This window comes from Rhizobium sp. 2MFCol3.1 (assembly GCF_000377565.1).
In the GTDB taxonomy this organism is placed as follows: Bacteria; Pseudomonadota; Alphaproteobacteria; order Rhizobiales; family Rhizobiaceae; genus Rhizobium.
The window spans coordinates 48,625-65,099 of the sequence record NZ_KB898371.1 but is presented as its reverse complement, the minus strand read 5'-3'; the positions used below and the strand labels follow the sequence as shown (position 1 = coordinate 65,099).

Annotated in this window: 17 protein-coding genes; 2 read left to right on the top strand and 15 right to left on the bottom strand. The window is 62.3% G+C overall.

Annotated features, from left to right (window positions below; all coding sequences use genetic code 11):
* Window positions 1-15 precede the first annotated feature (15 nt).
* The 12 genes from D460_RS0126600 to D460_RS0126540 form a co-directional block, all read right to left on the bottom strand.
* Window positions 16-546, bottom strand: coding sequence for a hypothetical protein (locus D460_RS0126600; protein ID WP_018901656.1), 531 nt, complete (start codon window positions 544-546; stop codon window positions 16-18).
* Between the two features lie 115 nt (window positions 547-661).
* On the bottom strand, window positions 662-1,678 hold the full coding sequence (locus tag D460_RS33915) for a diguanylate cyclase (protein WP_018901655.1): 1,017 nt from the start codon (window positions 1,676-1,678) through the stop codon (window positions 662-664).
* Window positions 1,679-1,857: 179 nt separating this feature from the next.
* A complete protein-coding gene (locus D460_RS0126590) occupies window positions 1,858-2,121 on the bottom strand; it encodes a DUF2934 domain-containing protein (protein ID WP_018901654.1) in 264 nt (87 codons plus the stop codon).
* Between the two features lie 142 nt (window positions 2,122-2,263).
* Complete coding sequence (locus D460_RS0126580) at window positions 2,264-3,343, bottom strand: Gfo/Idh/MocA family oxidoreductase (RefSeq protein ID WP_018901652.1); 1,080 nt, start codon at window positions 3,341-3,343, stop codon at window positions 2,264-2,266.
* 1 nt (window position 3,344) lies between these two features.
* Entirely contained in the window at window positions 3,345-4,376 is a 1,032-nt protein-coding gene (locus tag D460_RS0126575; RefSeq protein WP_018901651.1) for a Gfo/Idh/MocA family oxidoreductase, read from the bottom strand.
* A gap of 196 nt (window positions 4,377-4,572) precedes the next feature.
* Window positions 4,573-4,902 carry a cupin domain-containing protein gene (locus D460_RS0126570; protein WP_018901650.1) on the bottom strand — a complete coding sequence of 110 codons (330 nt, stop codon included), beginning with the start codon at window positions 4,900-4,902 and terminating at the stop codon, window positions 4,573-4,575.
* Window positions 4,903-4,911: 9 nt separating this feature from the next.
* Window positions 4,912-5,667 (bottom strand): 2-dehydro-3-deoxy-D-gluconate 5-dehydrogenase KduD, encoded by a 756-nt coding sequence (gene kduD, locus D460_RS0126565; protein WP_018901649.1) that lies wholly within the window; start codon window positions 5,665-5,667, stop codon window positions 4,912-4,914.
* Window positions 5,664-6,506 carry a 5-dehydro-4-deoxy-D-glucuronate isomerase gene (gene kduI, locus D460_RS0126560; RefSeq protein ID WP_018901648.1) on the bottom strand — a complete coding sequence of 281 codons (843 nt, stop codon included), beginning with the start codon at window positions 6,504-6,506 and terminating at the stop codon, window positions 5,664-5,666. The genes kduD and kduI overlap by 4 nt, the downstream gene beginning before the upstream one ends.
* A 31-nt stretch (window positions 6,507-6,537) precedes the next feature.
* Entirely contained in the window at window positions 6,538-7,275 is a 738-nt protein-coding gene (locus D460_RS0126555) for an ATP-binding cassette domain-containing protein (RefSeq protein ID WP_016554332.1), read from the bottom strand.
* On the bottom strand, window positions 7,275-8,294 hold the full coding sequence (locus tag D460_RS0126550; RefSeq protein ID WP_026283578.1) for an ABC transporter permease: 1,020 nt from the start codon (window positions 8,292-8,294) through the stop codon (window positions 7,275-7,277). The genes D460_RS0126555 and D460_RS0126550 overlap by 1 nt, the downstream gene beginning before the upstream one ends.
* A gap of 69 nt (window positions 8,295-8,363) precedes the next feature.
* Window positions 8,364-9,314: a substrate-binding domain-containing protein gene (locus D460_RS0126545; RefSeq protein WP_018901646.1), complete on the bottom strand. Its 951-nt coding sequence runs from the start codon at window positions 9,312-9,314 to the stop codon at window positions 8,364-8,366.
* Window positions 9,315-9,466: 152 nt separating this feature from the next.
* Window positions 9,467-10,981: an aldehyde dehydrogenase family protein gene (locus D460_RS0126540; protein WP_018901645.1), complete on the bottom strand. Its 1,515-nt coding sequence runs from the start codon at window positions 10,979-10,981 to the stop codon at window positions 9,467-9,469.
* A 121-nt stretch (window positions 10,982-11,102) separates the two neighbouring features.
* Here D460_RS0126540 and D460_RS0126535 point away from each other — a divergent pair, with 121 nt between their 5' ends.
* Window positions 11,103-11,804 carry a GntR family transcriptional regulator gene (locus tag D460_RS0126535; RefSeq protein WP_018901644.1) on the top strand — a complete coding sequence of 234 codons (702 nt, stop codon included), beginning with the start codon at window positions 11,103-11,105 and terminating at the stop codon, window positions 11,802-11,804.
* Window positions 11,805-11,857: 53 nt separating this feature from the next.
* On the opposite strand, the gene D460_RS36925 is transcribed toward D460_RS0126535, so the two are convergent.
* Window positions 11,858-13,222, bottom strand: a complete 1,365-nt coding sequence (locus tag D460_RS36925; RefSeq protein ID WP_018901643.1) for a hypothetical protein — start codon at window positions 13,220-13,222, stop codon at window positions 11,858-11,860.
* A gap of 324 nt (window positions 13,223-13,546) precedes the next feature.
* Between D460_RS36925 and D460_RS0126525 the strand changes: the two genes are divergently transcribed.
* Window positions 13,547-13,852: a hypothetical protein gene (locus tag D460_RS0126525; protein WP_018901642.1), complete on the top strand. Its 306-nt coding sequence runs from the start codon at window positions 13,547-13,549 to the stop codon at window positions 13,850-13,852.
* Between the two features lies 1 nt (window position 13,853).
* On the opposite strand, the gene D460_RS0126520 is transcribed toward D460_RS0126525, so the two are convergent.
* Both D460_RS0126520 and D460_RS0126515 read right to left on the bottom strand, forming a co-directional pair.
* Window positions 13,854-14,207, bottom strand: coding sequence for a DUF2147 domain-containing protein (locus D460_RS0126520; protein WP_018901641.1), 354 nt, complete (start codon window positions 14,205-14,207; stop codon window positions 13,854-13,856).
* Window positions 14,208-14,410: 203 nt separating this feature from the next.
* The gene (locus D460_RS0126515) at window positions 14,411-16,414 is read right to left on the bottom strand and encodes an aldo/keto reductase (protein WP_018901640.1); all 2,004 of its coding nucleotides are present in this window, start codon (window positions 16,412-16,414) and stop codon (window positions 14,411-14,413) included.
* Between the last annotated feature and the right edge of the window lie 61 nt (window positions 16,415-16,475).

The following is a 16,475-nucleotide window of genomic DNA, read 5'->3' as shown; positions in this document are numbered from 1 at the left end:
TAAACGATATCTCCGCTATCGAGCGGCGCCCTCGGCGAATGCCTCAAGCTCCGGATCGAAATCGATCTCGACGACATTGTTGAAGACGGCGGTCGCGATCATGATGCCGGCGAAGGCGACAAGATCGACCAGCGTCTTGGCATCGTAGCGTTGCTTCAACCCGACCCAGATCTCACTCGGGATGGCGTTGGAATCAGCGACGATCGCCTTGCCGAACGCGTCGAGCAGCACCTCCTCCTCGGAGAGCTCAAGCGCATCCGGATCGAAGCCGTTGTTGATCAGCGCGCGGCGGAAGAAGGTGATAGCGATCTTCGATTTGCAGGCTTTCGAAATCGCGTGAGAGAAGATCCAGATCGGCCGGTCGCTAATCGCGGCCAGCTCGGCGCGCAGCGTGAACCATTCCGCATAGATGCGATGCGCCTGAGGCGAATGCAGCAGCGTCCGCTTCATGTTGGTCATCCGACCGCGAACCCTGACTTCCTCGTCGTGGGCCGAGCGGATCCCCTCGGAAGCGGTGTCGTAGTCAATCTGCGGAATATGGCTCATGTCTCGGTGCTCGTTTGATCATGTCGGTGCCAAGCTGTTAGCCCAAAAGCGCATGCCGTGGAAAGCGACAAGCAGCCGCGCATGATCACACATTCAGGAGAAAATTGCCCGTGCCCTAAGCCGCGTGGGTCTGCGACGCAAACGACGGATGCGCTACGCTGAAGCGGTTGCGGCCTCCGCTCTTGGCGGCGTAGAGCGCGCCGTCGGCGGCCGCGAAGATGTCCTTCGGCGCAAGATAGCCGGCGGCTAGCGCCACGCCGACCGAGCCGCCGATGCCGATATGGCGACCATCCTCGTCGCAGGATGCCGCAAGCGCGCTGACGATGGAACTGGCGATGCGGGCCGCCTCGTCGCTCGACCCACAGCGATGGAGCACCGCGAATTCGTCGCCACCGATGCGCGCCACGAGTTCAGCCCCTCCGAGCACGGAGCGCAGGCAATTGGCCGCCACGCGCAGGCATTGGTCTCCGGCCTGGTGGCCGAGCCGGTCGTTGACCTGCTTGAAGCCATCGAGATCGATGAGGAACAGGGCCACGCTCTGTTTCGAGACTTCGGTCGTGCACAGCCTCTCGAAGGTGGATTGGAACTGGACGCGGTTCGGCAGGCTGGTCAGGAGATCGAATTCGGCGAGATAGCGGATCTCGTCGAAGAGCTTCTTCTCGGCCGTGATGTCCTGCTTCATTCCGAAGATGCGGACCGGCTGGTCGCCCTCGCATTCGACCGTGGCGGTGATGCGGATCCAGCGGTGATTGCCCTTGGCCGTGATGATCTCGGCGTCGAGGCTGAAGCCGGATCGCTCCTTGATGGCCCGATCGCGCAGCATGGTCAGCTCGATGCGCGACCGCTCGGTATAGAGCTTGACCGTCTCGTTGCGGCTGAGCGGGTGGCCGATGGGGAGGTCGAACAGCTCGTAGACCATGTCGGTCCATGCCAGCGTCTCGTCCGGGAGATTGCATTCCCACACGCCAATGCGGGCGGCGCGCGACGAGTGATCGAACAGCTTCTTCAGGTGGACGAGTTCGGTGGACTTATCGGCGGAAAACGCGTCGGCGCCGATCTCGGGGCGATCAGGACGAGCGGATAGACGTCCAGTAAGCCGTGACCTGACTTCGCGTACAATCGATGAAAACATTCGCCGCCTCTGCCATGCAAGAAGGCGATCATGCCTTCGACTTTGCATATTCTTCAGCAAAGGTTGACGTTGTACTCCAGCGATCGCTTTCCCACTAAATTATAATGGAAACAGATGATTATGCCTAAAGAAGCCTTAATTCGCGGCTTCGCCGAATGACGACTTCGTGCCGTGGCGGGTCATCTTGCCGAACGGCGCGAGGAAGATGATTTTTCCGGTGTGTCGGACCGATCGTCATGGTCCGCTTCGCGCATGATCCGGCCCATCGTTTTCAAGCGCTCGATCAGGTCGCTGCCATCGGCGGAGGCGCGCGTCCGCTCCAGCAACTGGTACTCGCGGGCCGCCTGTTGCCAATGCTCGCCGCCGCGCCCGTCGGGCCGGCCTTCCGCTTCCCACAGCGCATAGGCACGCTGGTTGATCCAATCGTCTTTACTCAAAAACATGAAAGACCTCGAACAACGGATTATGAAAATCAATGGATCCGAGGCTGACAAATGGAGCTTAGCAAGTCGTTACTTCGGCGCGACTTTCATCGTCCCCGTCGCAATATTATCGGTTAAGCTTGATCGCTATCATCTCTCCTTGCTAACGGGCCTCTTCCGGTAGCCAGGAGCGGTAGAGCGGGTGGTCGGGAAGTATCGGCAGGGAGGTCGGAAGTCCGGTGCGTTGCGAGTGGTAGGCGGCGGTGACCAGTTCCAGCGAGTTGCGCGCGTCGGCAAGCGTCACCGGCGGTTCTTCGTTGCGGACCAGCGACTGATGGAAGAGCTCGAACTGGCGGGTATAGCCGTCCTCCTTGGCCTCGTAGCGGGCGAGCGCCGCATCCACCTTCTCTTGGTGCTCCTCGTTGCCCGCCTTGAAGGTCCAGGGATCGCGACCCATCGTGTAGGGCTCGATGATGCTTTCCGCCACCAGATCGCGGAAGCAAAAGCGCAGGCGCGAGATCTCCTCGCGCGAGCCGAGCGTCATCGACAGGCTGGCGAGCGATCCGTTTTTCATCTTCACCGACAGTGCCGCCGTATCCTCGACCTCGATCGGGTTGACCAGCGTGGCGCCGAAGGAGAAGAGTTCGGCGCAGGGGCCGTGTATGTAGTTCAGCATGTCATGGGCATGGATCGCGTGCCCGAGCAGGCCGCCGCCAAGCTCGGTTGCCCATTTGCCGCGCCAGGGCACCGCGTAATAATCGGGCCCGCGCCACCAGTGGGTTTCGATCGTCGTGAGGAACGCGTCGCCGGTAAGCCCGAGTTCGATCAGCATCTTCAGCTTCTGAAGGCCGGAGCCATAGCGATACTGGAAGATCGGCATCAGCTGCGGCCCGTTCGCCTTGCCGACAATGCCCGCCATCTCGTCCACTTCGGCAATCGAACCGAACAACGGCTTCTCGCAGATCACGTGTTTGCCCGCCTCGATCGCCCTGCGGCAGAGCTCGAAATGCGAGCTCGGCGGCGTGCAGATGTCGATGATATCGAGATCGGCGCGAGCGATCATCGCCTCGGCATCCTGCGTGTATTCAGGGATGCCGAACTCCTCGCAAAGCGCCTTGCCGCGATCGGCGTCGAGCGAGCAAAGAACCACGACGTCGAACAGGTCCTTGTTCCAGCTGAAGCCGGACAGATGGCGCGCGGCGATGCCGGCGCCGATCACGCCGACGCGAAACTTCCTGCTCATCTCAGCGCCCTCCAGCCGGAGCTTGACCTTGGCCGATCCTCACCGCGTTTGCCTGCGCCTCGAGCGACAGCCGGCAGACCTCGTAGACATGCGCCTGCGGCATCGCCGTCTCCGTGCGGTCGCGCACGTCGGCCAGGAACGCCTCGAAGTAGTCGAGCTTCTCGTCGCTGCAATCGATGTGCGTCATCTCCTTGCCGTTGACCAGGAAGAGGTGATCCTTGCCGGGACGGCCGGAGATGTCGATGTACTTGCGTAGCTCGATATAGCCTTCGGTCCCCAAAATGGTCAGGCGACCGTCGCCCCATGTCGGCAGGGCCTCGGGCGTGAACCAATCGACGCGGATGTAGCCGGAGCCCTTGTCGGAGCGCAGGAGCACCTCGCCGAAATCCTGGAAAGCCGGTCGGTCGGGCATGCCGAAATTGCCGATCGAGCTCGCAGCGACGGTGGCCGATGTCGAGCCGGTGTAGAACAGGAACTGATCGACCTGGTGCGAGGCGATATCGACGATGATGCCGCCGAATTTTTCCGGGTCGAAGAACCAGTCGGGCCGTGTCGGCAGCTGCAGCCGGTGTGGTCCCATGCCGAGCGTCTGGATGACCGTGCCGATGGCGCCCGATTGGACGAGCTTACCGGCCTTGACGGCCGATCGCACGCAATGGCGTTCGGAAAAGCAGATGGAGAAGATGCGGCCCGTCTCGGCCACCGCGTCCTTCACCGCCTGCAGCTGCGCCGATGTCGTCACGCCGGGCTTGTCGGTCATCACGTCCTTGCCAGATTTCATGGCGCGGATGGCGAGGTCAGCGCGGTCGGCCGGGATCGCCGCAATGCAGATCACGTCGATAGAGGGATCGGCGAGCAGCTGCTCCCGATCGATCTGTGGCGCATCGGGATAGGTCTTCTCGAACATCTCGCGAATGGCGGGAACGGATGTCTTCGGGCAATAGCCGACGAATTCGGCGCCGGCGGCCAGCAGTCCCTTCACGTGATCGAAGGTATGCCCATGGTCGATCCCGACAACGGCAAATCTCAACATAGAAACGCGTCCTCCTCACTTGCAGCGCGAAGCCCAAATCTATCAGGCTTCACCGCACTCCTCGTGACAAGACAGACAGCGAAAGCGATTTCCTGTCAAGATCGGGGCATGGCGCCGAGTTGATGGAAATGCACCTATGCCAATGATTCCGTTATCTAATATTTTGTATCTAAATAGTTATTTACTCCGCCGAACTTTAGAGGAAATCATCCCGCCTCGGCGTGAAGGTGTCGATCAACAATCCCTTCTCGATGGCAACGACCCCATGCACCAGGTTGGGCGCCACGATGAAGCTGGAGCCGGCGTCGAGCCTTGTAGTGACGCCATCGATGGTGACGTCGAAAGCGCCCTCGGCGACGTAACTCACTTGGGTATGCGGATGCGAATGCAGCGCGCCGATCGCGCCGGGCTCGAAGCGGAAGGCGACCAGCATCGCCTCGGGGCGATGGGACAGCACGGCGCGGCGATTGCCGGGCGCGACTTCGGTCCAGGTGATGTTGTCGGGAAGCGTGTAGTGATCGGCCATTATCATCTCCTATCGGGCAAGCCAGCCGCCATCGACCGGCAGCACCGTGCCATGAACATAATCGGAAGCGCGCGACGCCAAATAGACCGCCGTGCCCACCATATCCTCGGCCTTGGCCCAGCGGGCGGCCGGAATGCGTTTGAGGATATCCGCGCTGCGCTCCGCGTCGGCGCGAAGCGCCTCTGTGTTGTTGGTTTCGACATAGCCCGGGGCGATGGCGTTCACATTGATGCCCTTCGAAGCCCACTCGTTCGCCATCAGCCTGGTGATCCCGGCAAGCCCGCTTTTTGCAGCCGTATAGGACGGAATACGGATACCGCCCTGGAAGGAGAGGAGCGAGGCAATGTTGGTGATCTTCGCCGGCGCTTGGCGCGCGACCGCGGCTTTCGCGAAGGCCTGGCAGAGGAAGAAAACGGATTTCAGGTTGGTGTCGAGCACCGCGTCCCAATCTTCCTCCGTGAATTCCAGCGCGTCGGCGCGGCGGATGATGCCGGCATTGTTGACGAGGATATCGGGCGAGGCGCCGGCGGCAAGGGCGCGTTCGACAACGGCCTTTGCTTCCCCGGTATCGGACAGGTCCGCCTTGAGCGATACGAACCGGCGCCCCGTCGATGTAACCGCATCCGCCGTCTCGTCCATCGCCGAGCGGCCGACGCCGACGATATCAGCGCCCGCTTCAGCCAAGCCAACCGCGATGGCCTGGCCGATGCCGGTATTGGCGCCGGTGACGATGGCCCAGCGGCCGGTGAGATCGAAAAGGCTCATCGCAGGTCTTCCATCGGCACCTTATCCATGTCGGTGAAGCTCATATTATCGCCAGCCATGGCCCAGATGAAGGCGTAGCGGCCGGTTCCGGCACCCGAATGGATCGACCAGCCGGGGGATAGCACCGCATCGTGGTTCTTCAGCACGACATGCCGCGTTTCGCTGGGTTCGCCCATGAAATGGAAGATACGCGTCTGCTCCTGCATGCCGAAGTAGAGATAGACCTCCATTCGGCGATCGTGAACATGCGCCGGCATGGTGTTCCAGACGGAGCCGGGCTCGAACATCGTCAGCCCCACAAGCAACTGGCAGCTGTCGCAGACATCGGGGTGGACATACTGATTGATGGTGCGGGCATTGGATTCCTCCGCGGAGCCCACAACCACCTTCCTCGCCATCTCGCGGGTGATATGCACCGTAGGGCAGGTCCGATGCGCTGGCGCGCTGAGCAGATAGAAGAGCGCAGGCTCGCCTTGATCGCGGCTAGCGAAGCTCAAAGCCCCCTCGCCCATTCCGATATACAGCGCCTCCTGGAAGCCGAGTTCGTAAGCCTTACCTCCTACGCTGACGGTGCCTGCGCCGCCGATATTGACGATGGCAGCCTCGCGCCGGTCGAGAAAGCGCTCCGTGCCGGTCTCGGCGATCGCGGCGATCTCCAGAGGCTTCGCGGTCGGCATGACACCGCCGACGATCATGCGATCGAGATGGCTGTAGGTGAGGTTGGCTTCGCCTGAGCGAAACAGGTTCTCGATCACGAAACCGTCGCGCAGGCCCTGCGTGTCGCGCCTCGCGGCATCCTCAGGTCCGACGACCTGGCGTACTGATACTGAAATGGTCACGGGCTATGCCCCTTCTGTCTGTTGGGTGGGATCAGGTGAGCACGACATATTCGGTCAGCTGGTTGATCGTCGTGTCCGCCTTGTCGACATCGAACACCTTGGTGCCGTGGCTCATGATCACGAAGCGGTCGCAGACCTGATAGGCGTGGTAGATGTTGTGGGTCACAAGCACGCTGGAGACGTTCTCCGCCTTGAGCTTCAGCACCTGGTTCAGGAGCGCTTCGGTCTCGCGCACCGACAGCGCAGACGTCGGCTCGTCGAGAAGCAACACGCGCTTCTTGAAATAGACCGCGCGGGCGATGGCGACGGCCTGCTTCTGGCCGCCGGAGAGATTGCCGACAAGCGTATCTGGGCTGTCGATGCCGGAGATGTGGACCGCGTTCTGTAGCACTTCCATGGCGATCTCGCGCATTTCGCGCTGCCGCAGGAAGCCGAAGCGATCGGTGAGTTCGCGGCCCATGAAGATGTTGCGGGTGATCGAAAGCGAATCCACCAGCGCCGTATGCTGATAGATGGTTTCGATACCGGCATCGGCGGAGTCCGACCGGCAGGTGAACGCCGTCTTCTTGCCGTCGACGCTGAGATAGCCGTCCGTCGGCTTGTGGATGCCTGATATCAGGTTGACGGTTGTCGACTTGCCGGCGCCGTTGTCGCCGAGCAGCCCCACCACTTCGCCTTCGCCGATATGAAAGCTCAGATTGCGCAGCGCGGTCAGCGCGCCGAAGCTTTTCGAGATGTTGTGCAGTTCAAGAAGATTGGGGGCCGACATCACGCAAGACCTCGCCGCTCGATAAGATGGTTGAAGATGGCGGCCAGCACGATCAGCGTCGCGATGAACATGTCGAGATAGAAGCCCGGCGCACGCAAGAGAAGCAGCACGTCGGTGATGGTGTGGATGAGGAGCACACCGAGGAAGATGCCGATGATCGAGCCGCGGCCGCCGCGCAGCGACAGTCCGCCGATGACGCAGGCGGCGATCGCCTGAAGTTCCAGTCCGGCGCCCTGCCCCGGCTGCACGCTGCCGACGCGGGCGGTTGCAATGATGCCGGCCACAGCCGCCATGCCGCCGGCGATCGCGAAGGCCACCAGCTTGACGCGGTTGGTGTTGATGCCGATCGCTTCCGCCGCACCGCGATTGCCGCCGGTGGCGAACACATGGTTGCCGAAGCGGTGACGATGGACGAGGTAGTGGAAGCCGACGACGAAGAGAACGATCCAGATGAAGGCGGCGTTGATGCCGAGCAGCGTGCCTGAGAACAGGCTGGTGAAAATCGGCTCCGGATCGAAACGAACCTGGACAGCGCCGTTATAGAGCAGCACCGCGCCACGCCAGAACAACAGCCCGCCCAGGGTCACGATGAAGGATGGCAGCCCGAAGCGCAGCGTGATGTGGCCGTTGAGCAGGCCGATCATGATGCCGGCCAAGACGCCGAGCGGGGCGGCTATGAAGGCGCTCATTCCGGCGCCGACAAGGCTTGCCATCAGGATGGCGGTAAAGGTGTAGACGGAGCCGATGGAGAGGTCGAATTCCCCCGCGATCATCAGCACGCCGGCGCCAAGCGCCAGGCAGCCAAGCACGGGGATCGCCTTCATCAGGATCGTCAGGTTCTGCGGCGAGAGGTAGCGGAACTGATCGGGATAGAGAAGCGCGCCTGCGATGCAGACGATCTGCAGCGTCATGAAGACGAGGAAGATCGCGCCTGCCGGCATCGCCATGATCTGCCGGATCATTGGTTGTTTCTGCGTCCGCGACCGGGGCGCGGCACTTGTATCAAGAATTGGTGTCACGGTCTGGTACTCGATCGATTGGAGACGGAGAACCTGCCGACATCGTCGGCAGGCTCCCACGAAACGCGGTTAGCGGAAGCTGCCGATCAGCGGCTTGACCGAGCTGATGCGCGACTTGTCGAGGAAGGCGCCCTGCCCTGTGTCGACGTCGGTCGGGGTCAGCCCGTACTTCTTCGAGAGCGCGATCTGGGCGATCGGGTAGTAGCCCTGGAGATAGGGCTGCTGGTCCATGGTCGCGAACATCGCACCGGACTCAACCGCATTGACGATCTCGACCGCGAGGTCGAATCCGCCGAACGGAACCTTGATGCCCGCATCCTTGATGGCGCCCGCGCCGACCGTCGAGGTGACCGAGCCGGTGCCGAACACCGCCTTGACGTTGGGGTTGGCGATCAGGAACTGCGCCATGATGTTCTGGGCCTCGGCCGGATCAAGCCCGGCGCGAACCGTCTCGACCTTGATGCCGTTCTCCTTCATCGCCTTCTCGATGCCGCCGCCGCGCGCGACCGCGAAGCTCGCCTCGGGGATTTCGCGCGGGTTGAAGACAACGTCGCCGGACTTCAGGCCGAATTCCTTGATCATCCGGTTGCCGAGCTCGTAGCCGGAGGAGAATTCGTTCATGCCGACATAGGCTTGGCGGCAATTGCCCTTGGCGCCTTCCAGGTCGTCATTGTTGAAGCCGATGACCACGATGCCGGCCTTCACGGCCGCGCAGATGCTTTCGTCGAAGGCATCCGACGAGGAGATGGCAACGGCTATGCCATCGACGCCTGCTGCCGTGGCGCTTTCGATCAGATCGTTCTGGCGAACCGGATCGTTGTTTGCGTATTGCACGTCGAGATCGACGCCGAACTGTGCCGCCGCGTCCTTGGCGCCCTTCACCACGGGGTTGAAGAACTGGACACTCGGATCGAGATAGATGATCATCGTTGCCTTGACGTCGGCGGCCAATGCCGTAGATGTCATCATCGTGGCGATACCCGCGGCGAGTGCTGCGGTTTTCAACCTGGTCAATTTCATTTGCGTATCCTCCCTTATGGATGTGCAATGTGGGTCGAAAGACCCAAGTCTCGGCTGGCGGGCTCCGACCAAAGATCACGCCGGCCGAGATTTTCCTCCCAGACGCCCCGCCTTCTCCCAAAAGCGGAAACGCCCTATCCGTCACTCCCCTGTCAGCCGAACCACGGCGCCGGTCGCCCGAACGTCACGTGCACGCCCTTGAACTGGGAATATTCATCAAAGCCGTAGCGGCCGAGCTCGCGGCCGAGGCCGCTTTTCTTGTAGCCGCCGATCGGCAGCTCCGGCGTGCCGTCGATGACGCTGTTGATCCAGCAGCGGCCGGCGCGAATGCGGCGGATGCTCTGCATGGCGTTTTCGAGATTGGTGGACCAGACCGAGGCGGACAGGCCGAACTCGCTGGCATTGGCGAGCGCGACGGCCTCGTCCGCGGTCTTGAAGGTCAAGGTCGAAAGCACCGGTCCGAAAATCTCCTCGCGGGCGATCGACATCTCCGGCTTCACGCCGGCAAACACGGTGGGTGCGTAATAGATGCCCGCGTCCTTGCCGACGCGCTCGCCGCCGAGCAACAGTTCGGCACCCGACGCGATGCCGGCTTCCACGTAGGAATGGACTTTGCCGACATGGGCCTCCGAGATCATCGCGCCGATCTTGGTGCGGTCGTTCAGCGGATCGCCGAAGGTCACCTTGCGCGAGATGTCGAGCAGGCGCTCCATCAATGCGTCGCGGATGCCTTCCTGAACCAGGAGCCGGCTGCCTGAAATGCAGCATTGGCCGCCGTTGTGATAGACGCCGTAGGCGATGCCATCGGCGGCAGCCTCGAGGTCGGCATCGGCAAAGACGATCTGCGGACCCTTGCCGCCGAGCTCCAGCCCGACGCGCTTGACGCTGCGCGCGGCGATCTCGCCAAGCTTGGTGCCGACGCGGACGGAGCCGGTGAAGGCAACCATGTCGACGCCGGGGTCTTCGGCGAGCACCTGTCCGGCCGGATCACCATAGCCGGTGACGACGTTGAAGACGCCATCGGGAATGCCGGCCTCACGCGCCAGTTCCGCCATGCGGATGGATGTTCCCGAGGTGAATTCGGACGGTTTGAGGACGACGGTGCAGCCGGCGCCGATCGCCCACGGCACTCGCTCGGAAGCGATGATGAAGGGAAAGTTCCAGGGCGTGATGATGCCGACGACACCGACGGCTTCGCGCAGCACGAGCCCTAAGCGATCGTCGCCGATATTGTTGTGCGCCTGGCCTTCCAACGCGCGCGCCTGGCCGGCGGCATAGGACCAGAGGTCGGCGCAGAAACCGATCTCGCCGCGCGCCTGGGCGATCGGCTTGCCGACTTCGAGGCTTTCGGCCAGGGCGAGCTCTTCCTGATGCTTGAGGATCAGCTCGGCCACCTTGAACATCAGGCGCGAGCGCTCGGCGCCCGACATGCGGGGCCACGGGCCGGTATCGAAGGCCCGGCGGGCGGCGGCAACGGCCAAACGCACATCATCGGCCGAAGCTTCCGGCCAGGTGCCGACCACAACGCCCGCGTGACCGGGGCTGACACGATCAATCGTGCGGCCGGATGCGGCATCCACCGACTTGCCATCGACAAGCATCTGGTAGCGGGATTTAATGTTCAGCCGCGGATCACTGGAATCAGGCGCAATGAAATTGGACAGCACGTTTCCCTTAAAGCCGACACATCGTGCCGGCCCTCCCTTTTTACCCGGTTTCGGACCACCGGATTTATGTTGCGTTTGAATTGTATGGTACTGTATGGTGGTTTAAATTGGATGTCAACGCATGACGGCGACGAAAGACATGAACCTCGAATCCTTGAAGATTGAGACCGGCGAAACCGCTGCGGCCCAGGTGGAACGCGACCTGCGCGAGCAGATCATCAAGCTGGAACTGGCGCCGGGAACACGGCTTTCCGAGCAGGAGATCGCCACGCGCATGGGCGTCTCGCGCCAGCCGGTGCGCGAGGCGCTGATCGCGCTCGGTAGATCGAAGCTGGTCGATGTGCGTCCCAACAGGGGCACGGTCGTCGTCCGGATCTCGGCGCGGCAGATGATGGAGGCGCGCTTCGTGCGCGAGGCGCTGGAGACCGCCGTTGCACGGCGCGCCAGCGAGAGCTTCGACAGCTGGACGCGCCGCCGGATCGACACGATTATCGGCAAGCAGCGGATGGCGATGGAGGCGCACGATCACAACGCATTCCGGCGCGAGGACGAGCAGTTTCATATCGCGATTGCCGAAGGCGCCGGCTGCAGTCTCGCCTGGAGCGCGATCGCCGACATCAAGGCGCATATGGACCGCGTCTGCAATCTGCAGCTCCGCCATCCCGATTCCATGATGCGGCTGATCACCGAGCACGAGGCGATCATCACGGCGATCGACGGACGCGATGCGGATGCCGCGGTTGCCGCCATGCGCGCGCACCTCAATGGGATATTGTCGGATTTGCCGCAAATCGAGGCGGATCATCCCGACCTGTTCGAGTAAACAGTGAACGCGGAAAGGGCGCCAAATCGGCGCCCTTTATGATTTCGGAAAGATCAGCGGCTTGCCATCACCATCTTGCAAAGGCTGACGAGGCCTGCCTCGAAGCCGCCGGAGCGTACAACGTCCTTGCAGCTTGCCTTGGCCTTGGCGCGGTCCCTGGCGGACATGTCGTTGATCATCGCCAGGTTACGGCTGTTGCTGCCACCCGTGTCGCCATTGGCGTTATCGCCGGGATCGGTGCCGGCGCCTGGGCCACCGGGGTTTCCAGGAGTTCCGGGAGCACCAGGGACGCCGGGTGTGCCGGGATCCGTGCCGCCCGATCCGGTGCCGGGGATAGCGAGGCTGATTTCGGCCAGCGTGTTATCACCCAACCCGACATTGGCCATGGCCGCTACACTTGGGCCGGAACCGCCAACCGTCGCGCCAACATCGGCGTTCACGCCGCCCGTACCGCCGATGCTGGCGGTCACGTCAGCGTCGACGAGCCCACCGCCTGCCGAGCCGCTACCGGTGGAGCCACTGCCGATCCCCACGTTGGCATTGACGTCGGCGAGCGTATTGTCGCCCGCGCCAACATTCGCAACGGCACCGACTGTCGCAAGGTTCGAACCGCCGACGGTCGCGCCGACATCCGCGTTGACGCCATTCGTGCCGCCGATGCTGGCGGTCGTGCCGAGGTCGACAATGCTGCCAGTGCCGCTACCGCCGGAGGTGCCGCCGATACCGAGATTGGCGTTGACGTCCGCGAGAGTGTTGTCGCCACCGCCGACATTGACCACGGCGTCCACGTTCGCGAGGTTGGAGCCGCCGACAGTCGCGCCGACATCGGCATTGACGCCATTCGTGCCACCGAGGTTCACGCTCGTGCCGAGATCGACGAGGTTGGGCTGGCTGGTGCTGGAACCGGTCGAGGCTCCGCCGACCGCCAGATTGGCGTTGATGTCGGCAAGCGTATTGTCACCTGCGCCGACATTGGCGATGGCTCCGACGGTCGCAAGGTTCGAAGAGCCGCCAACGGTTGCGCCGACATCGGCGTTGACGCCGCTCGCTCCGCCAATCGTCGCGGTCGTCCCGACACCGAGACCGCCCGACGAATTGCTGCCGCCGACCGCGGTGGCGCTATTGATACCACTGGCGCCGCCCACCGTCGCATTCACGCCAAGGCCGCCGGTCGAATTGCCGCCGACATCGGCATTTACGCCGCCGGTCCCGCCGACGGAGACATTGGCGAGGTTCGAGCCGCCACCGACCGTGGCGTTGACGCCGTTGGCGCCGCCGATAGACACGTTCAGTCCGCCGCCATTGCTGTTGACGCTAATGCCGTTCGATCCTCCGATATCAAACGCCGATGCCTGCGGCGGAACAAGCACACTGGCGCAGCCGGCAGCGAGGATCGCAATTGTCGATTTCAAGTACATCGTCTTTTCCTCCGTTATGTCCTTAAAGGGCATGAGCCCCGGGGCCAAAAGGCCCAGGTCAAGAGCGGAAGTGCGCACTTCAGATCGTTTTGGACGAGATCAAGCGTGATCTACAACCTTCCAACAACCATGTCGTGATAAAGGTCCAAGCTGCCAGTCGGTTCCTAGAACCGGTGCCACACTATCGAATCTGACTAACGAAAGACTAACGGGCCGACATCTGCTGTGCCGATTCAGATGCCGCCGATCCGCGCGTAAACCGCCGCGCCAAAGTTGGCACGAGATATGCATCGTCATCTTCGGGTTCTTTGCTTGGAGGGAAGAATGACGGCTTTGGTCACTGACATCGTGAGTGCCACCGGACAGCTTGAAACCGCCATCCTGAACGCTACGATTGCGTCGCCGGATATATGGATCGGTTCCAAATCCATGAAAACGAAAGCAAAACTGCTTCCGCACGTGCTTGTGCAGCAATATCCCGAACTGTCCGAGATCGAATGCGAGCTGCGCGGACTGTTCGAGACATGCTCAAAGGCGATTGATCGGAATTCGATCAACCCCGTGGTTGCAAAAGCGGCAATCTCGCTCGCTCACGAATATCAGGCAGTCATCGAGGGACTGCGGCGCTAACTTAGAGGCGCGTCCAGATCAGCGAGCGGCAGATGACCTTCATCGTGCAGCCGCGCATCTTCACCGTGTCGCCGGAGACGGTCAGCACGCCGTCAAACGTCTTCTTGCTGTCGGGCTCGATGATCGTGCCGGTGAAATTGCCGTTCTCGCCGGTAAACGAACCGATCTTCTGGCCGGCATGATCGCCGGTCTTCATGGTGATGCAATAGCCGTTGCCGCATTCCGCGATCGTCGCCGTCGTTCCGACCTGCGTCTTCCACACACCGACCACCGGCTCCTGCGCCAACGCGATCGGCGTCAACGCCAGCTGCGTCACGAGCGCCAGGGGCGCTGCGATTGAAAAGAGCGGTTTCATGGGATGCTCCTGTATCGTTCATGCCTAAGCGCGGGGTCGCCAAACAGCTGATCGCGCGAAATTGCGCCCATCCGAGCGCTGCTCCAACCCTTCGTCGGAGCGCTGAGACCGATATAGGTCGAATGGCGGCGAACGCCAGAAAAAAAAGCGGGAATCCGGAGCCCGAATTCCCGCTTTCTCACATCATCCTGGAAGACGATGTATTATGCCTCGAGCCACTTCACCTGTTCCGGTGTCAGCTTGATATCGAGCGCCGAAAGGCTGTCTTCCAGCTCGGCGATCGTGCGTGGTCCGATCAGCGGAATGACCGGGAACGGCTGGGCGATCACATAGGCGAGCGCGATGTGGATCGGGCTGCGGCCGAGCTTGCCCGCCAGCTCGATCGCACGGTCGCGGCGCACGAAGTTGCGGTCGGAATACCAGCAACGAACGATTTCCTCGTCGTCATGCTTGTCGCGACCGGCACGGTCGGTGAAGAAGCCGCGGCCCTGGCTGGACCATGCGAAGTTCGGCACCTGCCGCTCGTTGAGCCATGTCTTCCATTCGTCGGTCGACGACGTCACGCAACCGGCCCAGATCGGGTCGAGCATTTCGGCGAGCGAGTAGTTGTTCGACAGCGCAGCCGGCGCCAGTTTGCCGTTCTTCGCGGCATAGGCCGCTGCCTCATCCATGCGCTCGCGGGTCCAGTTGGAGCCGCCGAATATGCCCCGGATGCGGCCACGCTTGACCTCTGCGTCCATGGCATCGACGAACTCGCCAACAGGCACATCGGTGTTGTCGCGGTGCATGAAGTAGATGTCGACATAATCAGTCTTCAGACGATTGAGCGACTGGTCGAGCTGCTTTGCGATGACATCGGGGTAGACCAGCGGCGAGTGCGCGCCCTTGCCGATCAGCACGATCCCTTCGCGGTTGACATTGCGGCTGGTGTGCCAGTCGCCGAAGATGCTCTCGGTCTTGCCGCCGCCATAGATAAAGGCGGTGTCGAAGACATTGCCGCCGGCTTCATAGAAGGCATCAAGCGTCAGCGAGGCGGCGGCGAAGTTCGGGAAGAACTCGAAGCCGAGCGTGACGACCGAGGCGGGCTTGGAGATGCCCGGGATGGCGCGCTTGGGAATGCTGTTGCCGAGCGTGACCTTGTCGCCGGCAAGATTGTTCACCCGCTTTGCCGCCTTCTCGACGCTGTATTCCAGGCCGATCGACGCGCGCCACTGGTCGAGCACCCGCAGATTGCCGACGGAATCGGCCCAGCCCATGCCGGGAGATGTAAATTCTTGCTGGCCGGCACGGATGGCATCGCCCGCCGCGTCGACTTCGAACGAATAGAGCCAGCGATCTTCCTTGACCTCGATCGTTTGCTGCTCGTTGCCCTTGAAGAGCTCGATCTTGCCGACGCCGCCCTTGTGGCCCGACGCGAACCAGAAGTCCTTGACCTCGATGCGGCCTTCCGAGCCGATGATGCGCAGCGTGTTGTCCTGGTTGGCCATGATCGAGCACGAGACCTCGGCAATGACGCCGCCCGGGAACTGCAGCACGGCGGACGCCCACTCATCGACGCCCGACTGGCCGAGATGGCCGACGCCCGCGACCTTTTCCGGCTCGAGGAACGGCTTGCCTTCGGCAGCACCCGCGATCAGCCGGGCCATGGAGACAGGATAGCCGCCGACATCGAGAATGCCGCCGCCGGCGGTCTCGTTGGCAAACAGGCGGTGTTCCGGGCGGAACGTGCCCATGTTGAAACCGAAGCTGGTGCGGATGACGCGCAGCGCGCCGATGGCGCCGGACTTTACCAGCTCGACGATCTTCGCGGTCTGCGGATGGACGCGGTACATGAAGGCCTCGCCCGCGAAGACGCCGGCCTTCTTGGCTTCATGATAGATGGCGTCGGCATCGTATGAAGTGAGCGCGATCGGCTTTTCGACCAGCACATGCTTGCCTGCCCGGATCGCCTTGATCGCCCATTCGGCATGGCCGGTGTGCGGCACGGCGATGTAGACGGCGTCGATCTCGCTATCTTCAAGCAGCGCCTCGTAGCCCTTGACGATGCGGGCGCCGGGGAAGTTCTCAGCGAGACCCGGCTTTTCGGGATTGCGGGTGGCGATGGCGACGAGCTTGCCGGTGCGCGAATGCGCGATGCCATCGGCGAAGGTGCGCGCAATGGTGCCCGGGCCGATGATACCCCAGCGGATCGGTTGATCTGAGCTCATGGGAAAGTCCTCTTCTTTCATGTCAGTCAGTTGCAAGTCTTGGGATTGAAGTCTTGGGATG

Coding starts and splice junctions, on each gene's coding strand:
- D460_RS0126600 (WP_018901656.1), bottom strand. CDS start 546: ATGAGCCATATTCCGCAGATTGACTACGACACCGCTTCCGAGGGGATC.
- D460_RS33915 (WP_018901655.1), bottom strand. CDS start 1,678: ATGTTTTCATCGATTGTACGCGAAGTCAGGTCACGGCTTACTGGACGT.
- D460_RS0126590 (WP_018901654.1), bottom strand. CDS start 2,121: ATGTTTTTGAGTAAAGACGATTGGATCAACCAGCGTGCCTATGCGCTG.
- D460_RS0126580 (WP_018901652.1), bottom strand. CDS start 3,343: ATGAGCAGGAAGTTTCGCGTCGGCGTGATCGGCGCCGGCATCGCCGCG.
- D460_RS0126575 (WP_018901651.1), bottom strand. CDS start 4,376: ATGTTGAGATTTGCCGTTGTCGGGATCGACCATGGGCATACCTTCGAT.
- D460_RS0126570 (WP_018901650.1), bottom strand. CDS start 4,902: ATGGCCGATCACTACACGCTTCCCGACAACATCACCTGGACCGAAGTC.
- kduD (WP_018901649.1), bottom strand. CDS start 5,667: ATGAGCCTTTTCGATCTCACCGGCCGCTGGGCCATCGTCACCGGCGCC.
- D460_RS0126555 (WP_016554332.1), bottom strand. CDS start 7,275: ATGTCGGCCCCCAATCTTCTTGAACTGCACAACATCTCGAAAAGCTTC.
- D460_RS0126545 (WP_018901646.1), bottom strand. CDS start 9,314: ATGAAATTGACCAGGTTGAAAACCGCAGCACTCGCCGCGGGTATCGCC.
- D460_RS0126535 (WP_018901644.1), top strand. CDS start 11,103: ATGACGGCGACGAAAGACATGAACCTCGAATCCTTGAAGATTGAGACC.
- D460_RS36925 (WP_018901643.1), bottom strand. CDS start 13,222: ATGTACTTGAAATCGACAATTGCGATCCTCGCTGCCGGCTGCGCCAGT.
- D460_RS0126525 (WP_018901642.1), top strand. CDS start 13,547: ATGACGGCTTTGGTCACTGACATCGTGAGTGCCACCGGACAGCTTGAA.
- D460_RS0126520 (WP_018901641.1), bottom strand. CDS start 14,207: ATGAAACCGCTCTTTTCAATCGCAGCGCCCCTGGCGCTCGTGACGCAG.
- D460_RS0126515 (WP_018901640.1), bottom strand. CDS start 16,414: ATGAGCTCAGATCAACCGATCCGCTGGGGTATCATCGGCCCGGGCACC.